We start from the raw sequence: 13,003 nt of genomic DNA on the forward strand, positions 1-13,003 counted from the left end.
TTCGTCACGGCGATGTCAGTAGTCCAGTTCTCGGTCGGGTTGTCCTGATCGACTGGGTGCGTGGTGCTCGATGAGGGTGTGCGTGCGCTTCGTGGCGCTGCAGCTGACCGGTTGGCTCAGCTCGATCGGCAGGGCGAGTTGTCTAGCGAGCATGTTGTGTTGACCGCGTCAGCGCTGGGTGTGGCGGAGCGGACGGTGTGGCGGTGGGTGGCGGCCCGGCGCGCGGCGGCGGTCGAGGTGGGGGAGCGCGACCGCTTCCGGATCGACGATGAGTTGCGGGTGCGGTTGGGGTATTGGCGCGGCAACGCTTCGGCACTACATCGAGAACTCGTGCAGCAGGAAAACGCCGGTGGTCCAACGGCGCCGAGCTTGTCCACGCTGCACCGCGCGATACGAGAGGACGTCACGCCCGGTGATTTGGCGGGCCTGCGCGGAGGTGAACGTGATCGACGGAAGTTCGATGTCTTTCTTCAGCGGCCGGCTTCGTTCCGGAACGCAGCGTGGGAGGCCGATCATGTCGAGGCGCCGGTGCAGGTCGAGGTCGATGGTCGGCTGGTGAAGCCTTGGGTGACGTGGTTCGTGGATGCCTGTCACGATGTGATTCTCGGGACCGCGGTCACTCCGCGCCACCCGAACCGGGAAAGCGTTCTGGCCGCACTGCGGGCGGCCGTGCTGAGGCGTCCACCGTACGGTCCCGCGGGGGGTCTACCCGCCCAGGTGCGACTCGACCGAGGCAAGGACTTCCTTTCTCGGACCGTGACCGAGGCTCTCGGCGTCTTCGCAGTGCGGATGGTTCCTCTGCCCGGATACACCCCACATCTGAAGGGCACGGTGGAGACGATCAACGGTGCTGTGGAGCGGATACTGTTCGCGGGCCTTCCCCGGTACACCCATCGCCAGGAGGAAATCAACGGCGCACCAGTGGATCCCGAGCAGCCGGCATTGACGTTCGAGGCCTTCGTCGCCGAGGTGCTGGCCTGGGTGGACTGGTGGAACTGCGAGCATACGATCGCCGAGTTGGACTAGCGGACCCCTCTGCAGTCGTGGGAGGCCGACCCGACACCGATCACGGAGATCGACGACGCCACGCTGTGGATGTTCACCCTCGAAGACCACCGTCAACAGCGCAAGATCACAAACAAGGGCATCGCGTTCGGCCGTGGCCGCTTCTACGTTGCCGATTGGATGACGGGCTTGGTCGGCACCAGCGTTCGATTGCGATATATGCCCCACCACGACCAGGAGATCGAGGTGTTCGACTGCCGCACCAACGCTCATCTGGGTACCGCGGAGCTGGCCGACCAGGCGTCCGCGCACACTATTGCCGCGGTGCGCCGCACCCGAGCCCGCAAAGCCCGTCAGTTGCGGGCCGATCTGGCGGCCGCGGAGCGGGCTCGGCGCGTGCGGTACGCAGCCACGACGGTCCCGGCGCCGGCACAGCGACTCGAGGCGCTGACTGTCGAGGAAGCGACAGCCGAACTCGCCGACGTCCACGACTCCGACCTTCTCCGGTGGGCCCGGCCAGGCCTGCTCCCCCTCAGCTCACCACCACTGGGATGGGTGCGACCCAGAGACACCGCCGCCGGTGACGAGCCGAAGTCGTCATGACAGGCACCCCGGCGACGCCTGTGGACGCCGATGAGTCGCCCGACCACTTCCTCGGACTGTCCGGTGCACATATCGTGGCGACCGATACCCTGCTCGCCACCCGCGACAACCTCGCCGACGTGATCGACACCAAAGCCATGATGTGTGTGCATGGCGACGCCGGCCTCGGCAAGACACTCTCGGTGAACGCGTCCCTACGGGACCTCGTTCCGGAGGCAGTATGTCGAGTGCAATTCCGTGCGCGTCCGACCCCGCGGGACATCCGCCACACGCTCTTCGACGCCCTCGCGGTCAGCGGGCCGCCGCCGGCGAAACCAATCGAGTTCGATCGGATCCTCAAGGACGTTCTGTCCGAGAAATTTCGGGTGCTGGTCTGTGACGAGGCCCAGTGGATGTCGAGGGAGTGCTTCGAATACTGGCGACACCTATGGGACGACCTGCACACCGACATCGCGATCGTGTTCGTCGGCGGCGGAGACTGCTACCAAGTGCTGCGCCGCGAGCCGATGCTCAGTTCGCGGATCTTCGTCTGGCAAGAATTTCGGCGGATGAGCTCCGAGCAGGTCCTGCGCGTGATTCCCGCTTTCCACCCGATTTGGGAGACGGCGACGCCGGAGGTGATCACGTTCGCCGACACACACGCCGGACACGGCAACTTCCGATCCTGGGCGAAGATCACCGCACACACCCAACGCGCACTACACCGACTCGACCGTGTTGAGGTCGACCAGGAGGTGCTCGGTTGGGTGTTCTCGAAACTGTCCGGCCGCAGTCGATGACTGCACATCCGCCGGCGCCCACAGCCCCCCGCGGCGAGCGGGCAGCGTCGATCACCGTGCTGGAGGATCCGTGGGACGACGTCATGGTGACGCGCGCCCTGCTCGCGGCCCACTGCCCGGCCGGTGGGGTCGTTACCGTGCACCCCACCCCGGCGACCAGGAGCGAGAAATCCTTGGCCGCAGATCTGTTCGTCGCGTTGGGGCACTCACCGGCGCGACTGGCCGCGTACCGGCTCGACAGCGCTGCGCGCGCGTGGCGGGCGGTAACAGCGTGGATGGCTGCAGAACAGATCGCGCACCTGGTGGTGCTGCGCGCTCACCGCCTCACTGCAGCACAACGGCAGCGGCTCCTCACACTTCACCATGCCACCGGTGTGCATCTGGTACTGGTCTGGCATGCCCACACGGTCGGCGTACGCGACGTCATCGGGTATCCGGTGCGGATCACCGGTGACCATGCCGCCGTCGTCGCTGCGATGGCAACACCCGGGACGGCGGCGGTTCCCTCGACGGGCACGGTGATCTCGCCGTTGCCGATCGTGCTCGGCGCGGACGCCGGCGACTTCCGGGCCGCGGCACGTCGGGAACACTCGTCAGAGGACTTCGCGCGCATCGATGCCGTGTACAACTCGGGCATGCGAGCCGGTTGCCGGTGGGCAGCCCACTGTTCGCTCGGCGAGCGCGCCCACACCGAACAAGCTGCTGATGCCGCTTCTGGGGAAGGCCTGTCGCAGGCGGCGACGCCGGGCACGGACCGTGTCGCTCTGCTGCGATTCCTCGGCGCGCTGGCGGCCGAGAGTCCATCCCGTGGCCACACGGTGGCGCGGTTGCGCGGTGCCCAACGCGGTCTGCACATGCACGGAATCCGCGTCGGACTACCTCCGAATCTGGCTTTCAGTGTCGGACCCGGACTGACCACCGTGCCGGTTACCGAGCAGACCACCGACCGTATTCGCTCGGTGATCCCCAGCCCAACACATGCCGCCGCGCTCGCGGCGCTGCTGTGCACCGGCAGTCCCGCACCACACCTTGCATCCATTCCAGTTAGTGCCCTGACCAGCGATGCTAGCGCGCTTGTGCTGAGCGGTGCGGTCGGGCGCCGCCACTATCGTCGTCCGACTGTGCATCCGATCCCTGTCGCGGCGCGTCCACTGTTCGTGGCGGCGCGAACGTACGTTCAACTGCACGAGACCGACGCCGACGACCTGCTGCTGTCCGGAGGTATCGGCACCACCGGCCAACACCTGCGCACCTCAGCGCGCATGTGCGAGGTCCAGGCTCCAGCGCTATATCCCTGGTCGGACGGCTGGCTCAGCCGCGTCGAGGCTCAGGCCCTTTCGCGACCCCCTCAGGTGTAGGTTCCACCGAGACCGACAGTCAGGTTGGGCGAGTGCCTTCGGTGGCCTCGTGGCCTGCTGACGTGGTGGGTTTCCATCGCGGTCGGGAACGCTCGTAGGCGTCGATCACGGCCGCGTGGCGGAGGGTGAGGTCGATGTCGCCGAGGCCTTCGAGTAGGCGCCAGCGGGTGTAGTCGTCGATGTCGAACGGAATGGTGTGGGTTCCGGTGGTGATGGTGCATGTTCGCAGGTCGACGGTGAGGGGCCGGGCCGGTTCGGCCTCGACGCTTTTCCACAGGCGTTCGATGTCGGGTTGGGGGACTTCGGCGCAGAGCAGACCGGCTTTGCCGGCGTTGGTGCGGAAGATGTCGGCGAATCGGGCGGAGAGCACGGCCCGGAATCCGTAGTCCCACAGTGCCCAGACTGCATGTTCGCGGGAGGATCCGGTGCCGAAGTCGGGTCCGGCGATCAGGATGCGGCCCCGATTGAACGGGGCGGTGTTGAGGACGAAGTCGGGCTTGGTGCGCCACTGGGCGAACAGTCCGTCGTCGTAGCCGGTGCGGGTGATGCGTTTCATGAACTTCGACGGGATGATCTGGTCGGTGTCGACGTTGCTGCGCCGCAGCGGCACTGCGATCGCGGTGCAGGTGTGAAACGGCTCCATGGAGGGGCCTTTCCAGGGTGACGGGACAGGGGGGTTGCCGGCCGGGCCCAGGCGCTCCGCGGGGAGAGGCCCGGCCGGCAAGTGCGGGGGACGCCGCTAGCTGGCGGGTTGGAGGGCGAAGTCGAAGTTTGCGATGAGGAACGGCTCCTCCATGACCTGCCCGTCCGGGGCCGGGCCGGGGGCGTGCTCGATGAACGGCACGATCAGCGCGTCCTTGACGCCGAAGACGACATCGCTGTCGAGGTAGTCGGTGTCCTTCTGGAACAGGTGGGTGATCAGTTTCTTGTATCCGGGCTGCTCGAACATGAAGTGCACGTGCGCGGGCCGGTACTCACTGATCTCGGTCCGCTCGATGAGTGTGCCGACCGGGCCGTCCATCGGGATGGTGTAGCCGAGCGGGGCGATGGTGCGCACGCAGTAGGTGCCGTCCTCGCGGGCCTGGTACTTCGCCCGCAGGCGGGCTTCGTCGATCTCGGGCATCTGCGCTTCGTAGGTGCCCGAGGCGTCGGCCTGCCAGACATCGAGGACGGCGCCGGGGATCGGGGTGCCGGAGGTGCCGGTGACCTTGCCGGTGATGAACAGCGGGGTGCCCGCGATGCCCTCGGACATGTCGAAGCCGAACGGGGCCGGCGGGGATCCGTCGATGTGGAACGGTCCGAGGACCGTGGCCGGGGTGGCCTGTTCGGCGAAGCGGTTGTTCATCTGCACCACCAGCATGCTCAGCCCGACCACGTCCGAGGCCAGGATGAACTCCTGGCGTTTGTCGTTGCTGATCTGCCCGGTGGCGGTGAGCCATTCGATGGCCGCCATCCACTCGTCGGAGGTCAGCTCCACTTCGCGGGCGTAGTCGTGGATGTGTCGCACCAACGCCGTCATCAGCTCGGCCACCCGCGGGGACCGGGCGGTGGACCACCGTTTGATGGCGAGGTCGGTGATGTTGTCCTCGTTGACGAAGGCCATCGTCGTCTCCTTGAATGTCAGTTTCGTGAATAGGGTGGTCAGTGGGCCGGATCGGCGGTGGTGTCGGGGTCGACGTAGACCGCGTTGCGGTCGACGCTCATGTAGATGTCGTGGGCGATCGGGTTGCGGCGTTCTTCGGCGATCTGGCCGAGCAACCCGGCGCACCGGGCCAGCAGGGCGAAGCCGCGGAGCAGTTCGACCGGCAGACCCAAATCCGCCAGGGCGGCCCCGCACACCCCGGCACCGTTGAGCGGCAGAGCGCGTCCGACGCCGCGTTCACTCATCCGGCCGATCGCCTCGAACAGTCGCAGGTGCGGGCCGCGTAGCCCTTCCTCGGTGGCGATGCCGATCAGCACGGGGGTGCGGGGGTCGCCGTCCTTGTGGTTGGGATGGCCCAGGCCGGGAACGTGTTTGCCGAGCTTCTTCTGGCGGGCGATGGCATCGAGCGCCATCTGGTCCCACTCCTCCTCGGTTGCCGGCAGCGGTCCTTCGTGGGCGTTCAGGGCGGTGTGCAGGAACTGTCCGCAGTCCTCGGTGACGCCGAGGAAGCGGGAGCCGCCGCCGAGCAGACCGGCGGCGATCGCCCCTTGCAGGGAATCGGGGGCGCTGAGGTAGGTCACCCGGGCGGCGATGGCGGTGGGGGTGAACCCGTGGTCGGCGAGGGCGACGAGGACGGATTCGAAGACCCGCAGTTCCCCGGGGCTGGGTCGGCGCATCGCGACCAGCCAGAAGGCGAGTTCCCCGAAGCCGACCTTGCCCATGAGATCGCCGGCCAGGTCGTGGCCGAGGAGGTTGATTTCGGTGGCGGTGGAGGTGCCCAGGGAGGTGGGGTACCGGGGTGTGGTGGGGTCGGTGGTGGTCATTTCTCTCCGTACGCTGCGGCTGCCGTGGCGGCCAGCCAGGAGCAGATCTCGTCGGTGTCTTGGCCGAGGGTGGGTGGGGCCAGGTCGTAGCGGGGTTCGATTCCCGAGAACGAGATCGGGTTGCGCACCCCGGGCACACTCTGCCCGGCCGGGCCGACCTGCACGATCGGTGCCAGGCCGAGCTTCTCGGCGTACTGCACGCCCTGGGCGATGGTGTTGATCGGCCCGTTGGGGACGCCGACCTCGTTGAGTTTGGCGAACCAGTGCTCCGCCGATTGGGTTTTCAGCCGTTCGACGAGCAACGGGCGCAGTTCCTCCCGCCGCTCGGTGCGGTCGGCGTTGCGGGCGAACCGTTCGTCGTCGGCCAGTTCGGGAACGCCGAGGACCTCGACGAGCTTGCGGAACTGGCCGTCGTTGCCGGCGGTGACGATCAGATCGTTGTCCGCGGTCGGCAGCGGCTCGTAGGGGAACAGGCTCGGGTGGGCGTTGCCCATCCGGTTCGGGGTGACCCCACCGGCGACGTAGGCGGAGGTCTGGTTGACCAGCCCGCTCATCGCCGACGCGAGCAGGCTCGTCTCGATGTTCTGGCCCTTGCCGGTCATCGACCGGTGCCGCAGGGCGGCAAGGATTCCGATCGTCGAATGCAGACCGGCCATCACGTCGAAGACGCTGATCCCGGCGCGGTAGGCGGGCCCGTCCGGGTCGCCGGTCAGGCTCATCAACCCCGACATCGCCTGCACGATCAGGTCGTACCCGGGTAGGGATGCGCCCTCGGCGGAGCCGAATCCGCTGATCGAGCAGTAGATCACCGTCTCGTTGCGTTCCTTGACCGAGTCGTAGTCGAGGTCGAACCGCTTGAGGCCCCCGGGCTTGAAGTTCTCGACCACGATGTCGGCGCGGGCAGAGAGGGCGTGGGCGACGGCGAGGTCGTCGGGGTCCTTGAAGTCGAGGACGATCGACTTCTTGTTCCGGTTGATCGCCGAGTAGTAGGTGGAGACCCCGTCGGGGCGGACCGGGGGCACCCAGGATCGGGTGTCGTCCCCGCCGGGGCTTTCGACCTTGATCACCTCGGCGCCCATGTCGGCGAGCAGCATGGTGGCGTAGGGGCCGGCGAGGACCCGGGAGAAGTCGGCGATGACGATGCCGTCGAGGGGCCGCGGCGGCCGCGGACCGGTCGTGGATTGCGAGCTCACGTGACATTTCCTTTCGAGTGACCCCGGCGGGGTCCGGTGGGAGCGGGTCAGCCCTCGACGAGGTCGAAGGCGAACAGCCGGTCCCGGGAGGCCTCGGCGCGCCGGCGGATGCCGCCGAGGTCGAGGCCGACGAGCCGCCCCTGGTACTTGCGGACCTGCCCGGCCACCAGGACGGTGTCGATGTTGCCGGGGTGCCCGGCACCGACGATGCTCGCGGCAACGTCGTTGGCGGGCAGCAGGTTGGCGTCGTCGAGCCGGAGCACTATCAGGTCGGCGTCCTTGCCAACGGTGATGCTGCCGGTCTTGTGGTCCAGGCCCGAGGCGCGGGCGCCTTCGATGGTGGCCATCGCCAGCAGGTCGGCGGGGGTGAAGGCGGGCAGGGTGTCGTAGGTGGCGGGGTCGATGCTGATGCCCACGTTCTGCGCCGACAAGGCGGCGCGCATGACGTTGAACATGTCCCCGGCGACCGAGGCCTCGGTATCGATGCTCAGGCTGGGCCGAATCCCGTTGGCCAGCAGGCGTCCGGTGGCGGGGGCACCGAGACCGGGCAGGACCGCCTCGACCGCCGCGGAGACCGAGGCGTGGCCGCCGGAATCGGCGAGCATCTTCAGTTCCTCGTCATCGCTCGTGCAGCAGTGGATGAACAGCAGGTCCTCCCCGAGCAGTCCGGCATCGCCCAGGGACCCGATGCCGCGGAACTGCGGCCCCCACGGCCCGTTGCCGACGTGCATGCTCGACCGGATGCCCAGTTCGCGGGCCATCGCGAGGTCTTGGGTGGTGACCTCGAGGGTGGACAGCTCGGGTCCGCGGAGCATGGCCTGGAGGGTGACCAGGGCGTCGTCGTCCGCCAGCACCTCCGATCGCACCCGCCGGATATCCTCGGGGTGGGTGGCCTCGCCGCGCAGCATCCACTTGTTCGAGTCGATCGACGGCCACCCGAAGGCGAAGACGCCGCGGATGCCGGAGTCCCGCAGCGCGGTGATCGCGGAGTCGGTGTGTTCGGGGCTGTTCTGGATGTGCGATTCGTCGCGCAGGGTGGTGATGCCGGCGTCGAGGGCACCGAGCGCACCGACGAGGTTGCCGATGTAGACGTCCTCGGGGGCGAACTGCGGGCCCCAGGTCACCTGGATGTGCTGACGGTATTTCGGGAAGTCCCAGCCGGTGCCGACCTGACGGATCGCGCCCTGCCAGGTGTGCCGGTGGGTGTCGACGAAACCGGGCAGCACGGCGCGGTCGGTGCCGTCGATAACGGTGGCGCCGGTGGCATCGAGCGAGGAGCCGACCTCGACGATCTTGCCGTCGTCGATGAGGACGTCGCCGATGAAGTCGCCGAGCTCGTCGTCCTGGGTGAGCAGGTGCGCGCCCTGGATCAGGATGCGGCCCTGCGGAACCTCGGTGGTCTTCGCGCTGGTCATCGGGGGTCTCCTTCGTCGTTGAGCCGGTCGGCGAACCAGTCGGCGATGCGGGTGTGCTTGTCGTGGGAGTGGTTGTAGATGCAGTGATCGCCGTCCGGGAACTCACTCCAGGTCTTGTCGGTCGATCCGGCACCGTCGTAGAGGGCGCGGGCGCTGTCGATCAGGAACACCTGATCGGGGGTGCCGTGCATGACATGCAGCGGGCAGGTCAGTGCCGACAGCGCCGATTCGGTCAGCACGAAGGTCTCCATCACCGACCGGGCCTCGTCCGGATCGGAAATGCCCAGCAGGGCCTGCACCTTGGTGATGAACCGGCGGTAGCGGTCGAGGATCTCCGCCGGCCGGACGGTGCCGCCGTTGACGGCGCACGCCGCGATCCGGGGGTCGGTGGCGGCGACCAGGGCGGCGAGGAATCCGCCCATGCTGTTGCCCCAGATACCGACCCGGTCCGCCAACCGCTCGTCGGCCTGCAGGTGATCGACCATCGCGGAGAACGCCTTCTCCACTCCTTGGGTCAGGTGCAGGCCCTGCAGCACCCGGGTTTCGCCCTGGCCGGGGCCGTCGACGAGGAGCACCGCCACCCCGCGGGCGAGCAGATACGTTGCCCCGACGTGGTATTCCTCGCGCCACCCGTCGAACCCGCCCATCACGATGACCACCGGCGGTCTGCTCACCCCGGCCGGGCGGAGCAACCAGCCGCGCAGTTCGGCGTCCTGGTACGCGATTCCGACGTGCTCGACCGGCGGATCGGCGAGAGCGCCTGCGGCCCCGTAATACTCGATCAGCTTGTGGTACATCGGTTTCTTGCGGGGATCGGTGTCCGGCAGCGGGACCTGCCCGACCCGGTAACAGGCGCTGGCGCGTAAATAGTCGGCGCGGGCGGTGAGCAGGTGCCCGGCCGCCGCCGCGTCCGCAGCGCCTGCGGCGATCCGCGCGCCGACCCGGGCGCCGGCGTCGGCCCAGGGCACCCCGGAGTCGGCGAGGCCGTACAGCTCGGTCACGTCGGCGTAGTCCATGCCGTTGCCGATCAGCCGCTGCAGCGGCATGGCCCGCTTGTGGGCGTCGACCTCCGCCTGCCACGGCGCGGTGTCGGCGGCGGCGGTGGTGTCGTGTTCGGTATTCGTCATCGCCTAGACCGTGGCGGGCTGGGCGTCGGGCTGCGGAACCGGTGCGGGGGCGGGGAAGCGGCCGGCGAAGCCGTCGGCCAGCGAGTCGAGCAGTAGGCCGGCATCGGCCGGGTCGGCCACACTGCCGAACAGCCAGAAATCGGGTCGGACCAGGACGGTGGTACGGCCCAGTTCGGTCAGCCAGGTGCTGTAGGTGCCGTCCACGTCGATCACCGGGGCGCCGGAGCCGAGGGCGCCGACGTGGGCGGTGACGATGCCGATCCGGTCGACGAAGTCGCGCTGCCGGTCGGTCAACGACGTCAGGGCGGCGGCGTCGGTGGTCAGTAGCACCCAGCCCTTGCCGACGAGGTCGTCGAACAGGCCGGTCGATCCGTCGACCTGCACCATCCCCTGGTAGCCGACCGTGCCGGCGGTCGGGTCGTCGGGGCGGACGAAGGAGGTGGGGCCGGGGATCTGCGGGAACGGCGGGATCAGCGACGGATCCGCCAGTGCCGCCTTCATGCCCTGATCGCGCATCTCGGCGATCGCGGGATCGGTGACGACGCAGGGCAGACCGATCTCACGGGAGAGGTTCATCCATGCCACGAAGATGGGTTTGCGGTCGGCGGTGTAGCTGTCGAGGATCTGCGGGGACGCCTGCCCCTTGAGCACCAGGTCGAATCGCCAGGCCAGCGACGAGGCGTCGCGGATGCCGTTGCACATGCCCTCGCCGGCGAACGGCCACAACACATGGGCGGCATCGCCCGCGAGGAAGACCCGCCGGTCTTGCCAGTGTTCGGCGACGACCTCGCGGAACCGGTAGACCGGGCGGCGCAGGATCTCCACGTCGTCGGGTCCCACCCACGGGGACAGCAACTCCCAGACGCGTTCTTCGGTGAAGTCTTCCGGCTTCTCACCGGGCAGCAGGGTCCATTCCCAGCGGTGATGCTGGGCACCGAGCTGGAACAGGCAGCCCGGTCGGGCCGGATCGGCGAACTGGCCGTTGTCGAACTCGAAGTTCAACTTGTGCTTCTCTTTACAGTCGACCACGAGCTGTTCGTAGTCGCAGTTGCCGACCCAGCTCTTGATGCCGAGGGCTTCGCGGATGGAGCTGTTCGCCCCGTCCGCGGCCACCAGGTATTTGGCGCGCACCTGCGTGCGTTCGCCGGTCTTGCGGCTCTCGAGGGTGACGGTGACACCCTCCTCGTCCTGCTCGAAGCCCACCGCCCTGGTGGCCATGGTGACGTCGACGTTGCCGGTTTCGCTGACGGCGCCGTTCATCGCGAGCTCGAGGTAGTTCTGGTAGAAGATCCAGTGCCCACGGTGCCCGTGCGGGCCGGTCGTGCTCCAGTCCAGGCGCAGCAGCAGGTCGCCGTCGAACGCCTTTGTGCGCATGTCATACATCTCCCACGGCACCGCGTCGGACTTGAACTCCTCGACGATCCCGATCTTCTGCAGCGTGCGCACGATCTCGTCGTCCATGTGGCCGGCCCGGGACAGCCCGTAGAGGGTTTCGTGGGCTTCGAATGCCGCAACCGAGTGCCCGGCCTGGCCGAGCTGGGTGCTCATCATCTGCCCTACAGGTCCGAAACCGATGACGACGACGTCGTAGGTTTTCATCGCTGGTGATCCTTTCGAGGTTCTTCGTTGTCCGCCCGACCGCAGGCGGGGTGTGGGTGCTCGTGCAGGGCGCGGGTCAGCGAATGCCCTTCCCCGGGTTCGTCTTGGAGAACTCAGCCGCCTCACCGTCATCGGTGCGTTCGCGGCGTCGCGCTGCACATCTTCAGTTTTGATTCACCCGAACGATCTCTCAACGGCAAAAGTGCTGTTCAAAAGATTATTGTCCGTCTAGCGGACAGTGGTCCGTTGGTGTAAGTTCAAGAATGCCCCGCTCGAAACGATGTGTCAAGCGTCATAGAGTCCGTCGACTGTGAGAGCAGACGCCGATGCGGCATCGTCGAGCGGGGTCGGCTCGAGCTAATACTGGAGATCGAACGACACACACCGAAGGGGGCCGCAATGGCCGAACGAGGGACCGGGCCTGATTTCATCGAGGCCCTGGCCAGGGGTCTGCACGTGCTGAAAATCTTCTCCCCCGACCGGCCGGTGATGTCCCTGAGTGAGGTGGCCAAGGAAACCGACCTCGCCCGCCCCACCGCACGGCGCATCCTGCTCACCCTCGAAGAGCTCGGCTACGTGCGCTCCGGGCACAGCGGCTACACCCTCACTCCCCGCGTTCTCGAACTCGGAATGGCCTACATCGGCGCCCTGAACCTGTGGGACATGGCCCGGCCGCACCTCGAGGAACTTGTCTCACATACCGGCGAATCGTCCTCGATGGCCCAACTCGACGGCTCCGACATCGTCTACGTCGCCCGCGTGGCCGTACCGAAACTCATCGCCCTGCGCGTCGACATCGGTACCCGGTTCCCCGCCCTGGTCACCTCGCAGGGAAGGGTCCTCCTCGCCGCGCTCAGCCCGGAATCCGCACGCGCCGTACTCGATGAGCCCAGCCGCTCCGGCCTATCGACGCGCGACTACACGCCGTCGCAGATCGACGATCTGCTCGCCGAGACCAGAGAACGCGGCTGGGCACTCGCCGACCAGGACCTCGCCCCCGGCGTCCGCTCGATCGCCGTGCCGGTCCGCGACGGCCACGGAGTAGTCCGCGCAGCCATGAACGTCACCGTGCACGCCGCCGAAACATCCGTCGAGACCCTCACCGACAAATACCTCCCGCTCCTTCTCGACGCCGCCGCCGCAACCACCACCGACTGGGCGGAATGGCAGCGTCGACCCATCGAAGCCGCGCCACGAAACTCGGAACGAAAAGTCGTCTAGCCAGTCCGCGTGGGTCGTCAGAGGGCGCTGGGCGAGATCGAGGGCCCCGTTCCTTCCAGGTCCTGTTGACATCCGATGCTGGACCGCTGACTCTGAGTGAGGTGTCCGCTTCTCTCACAGTTCAGCCTCGAATTACTGACATCTAGCCAAATTGTCCCTGGTGGGACGCCCGTTCCGGGCTGAAAATGGTGTGGTGGTCGCCCGTCGACGCCGTCCCCCTATGGTTCTTCGAGGCCG

10 protein-coding genes and 1 pseudogene are annotated in these 13,003 nt (G+C 67.6%); 4 read left to right on the forward strand and 7 right to left on the reverse strand.

From position 1 onward, the window contains the following. The first annotated feature begins 111 nt into the window (after positions 1-111). The 3 genes and pseudogenes from ACFWAY_RS37285 (at position 112) to ACFWAY_RS37295 (ending at position 3,745) form a co-directional block, all read left to right on the forward strand. Positions 112-1,608: pseudogene (locus ACFWAY_RS37285) on the forward strand (Mu transposase C-terminal domain-containing protein). Then, a complete protein-coding gene (locus ACFWAY_RS37290) occupies positions 1,605-2,387 on the forward strand; it encodes an AAA family ATPase (protein WP_378514073.1) in 783 nt (260 codons plus the stop codon). The pseudogene ACFWAY_RS37285 and the gene ACFWAY_RS37290 overlap by 4 nt, the downstream one beginning before the upstream one ends. Further along, on the forward strand, positions 2,384-3,745 hold the full coding sequence (locus ACFWAY_RS37295; RefSeq protein ID WP_378514074.1) for a hypothetical protein: 1,362 nt from the start codon (positions 2,384-2,386) through the stop codon (positions 3,743-3,745). Before ACFWAY_RS37290 ends, ACFWAY_RS37295 begins: the two co-directional genes overlap by 4 nt. Positions 3,746-3,764: 19 nt before the next feature. Here ACFWAY_RS37295 and leuD read toward each other — a convergent pair whose 3' ends face one another. The 7 genes from leuD to ACFWAY_RS37330 all read right to left on the reverse strand — a co-directional run bounded on the left by leuD (position 3,765) and on the right by ACFWAY_RS37330 (position 11,545). Next, complete coding sequence (gene leuD / locus ACFWAY_RS37300) at positions 3,765-4,388, reverse strand: 3-isopropylmalate dehydratase small subunit (RefSeq protein WP_378514075.1); 624 nt, start codon at positions 4,386-4,388, stop codon at positions 3,765-3,767. 96 nt (positions 4,389-4,484) lie between these two features. Then, complete coding sequence (locus ACFWAY_RS37305; RefSeq protein ID WP_378514076.1) at positions 4,485-5,348, reverse strand: dioxygenase; 864 nt, start codon at positions 5,346-5,348, stop codon at positions 4,485-4,487. A 38-nt stretch (positions 5,349-5,386) separates the two neighbouring features. Beyond that, positions 5,387-6,211, reverse strand: coding sequence for a citryl-CoA lyase (locus ACFWAY_RS37310; protein WP_378514077.1), 825 nt, complete (start codon positions 6,209-6,211; stop codon positions 5,387-5,389). After that, positions 6,208-7,404: a CaiB/BaiF CoA transferase family protein gene (locus ACFWAY_RS37315; protein WP_378514078.1), complete on the reverse strand. Its 1,197-nt coding sequence runs from the start codon at positions 7,402-7,404 to the stop codon at positions 6,208-6,210. The genes ACFWAY_RS37310 and ACFWAY_RS37315 overlap by 4 nt, the downstream gene beginning before the upstream one ends. Before the next feature lie 47 nt (positions 7,405-7,451). Beyond that, positions 7,452-8,819: an amidohydrolase family protein gene (locus ACFWAY_RS37320; RefSeq protein WP_378514079.1), complete on the reverse strand. Its 1,368-nt coding sequence runs from the start codon at positions 8,817-8,819 to the stop codon at positions 7,452-7,454. Further along, on the reverse strand, positions 8,816-9,946 hold the full coding sequence (locus tag ACFWAY_RS37325) for an alpha/beta hydrolase family protein (RefSeq protein ID WP_378514080.1): 1,131 nt from the start codon (positions 9,944-9,946) through the stop codon (positions 8,816-8,818). The genes ACFWAY_RS37320 and ACFWAY_RS37325 overlap by 4 nt, the downstream gene beginning before the upstream one ends. A 3-nt stretch (positions 9,947-9,949) precedes the next feature. After that, positions 9,950-11,545: a bifunctional 3-(3-hydroxy-phenyl)propionate/3-hydroxycinnamic acid hydroxylase gene (locus ACFWAY_RS37330; RefSeq protein ID WP_378514081.1), complete on the reverse strand. Its 1,596-nt coding sequence runs from the start codon at positions 11,543-11,545 to the stop codon at positions 9,950-9,952. 399 nt (positions 11,546-11,944) lie between these two features. On the opposite strand from ACFWAY_RS37330, the gene ACFWAY_RS37335 reads away from it, so the two are divergent. Next, complete coding sequence (locus ACFWAY_RS37335) at positions 11,945-12,766, forward strand: IclR family transcriptional regulator C-terminal domain-containing protein (RefSeq protein ID WP_378514082.1); 822 nt, start codon at positions 11,945-11,947, stop codon at positions 12,764-12,766. The last annotated feature ends 237 nt before the right edge of the window (positions 12,767-13,003 follow it).

The sequence above is a fragment of the Rhodococcus sp. NPDC059968 genome, assembly GCF_042738615.1.
Taxonomy (GTDB): Bacteria; Actinomycetota; Actinomycetes; order Mycobacteriales; family Mycobacteriaceae; genus Rhodococcus_F.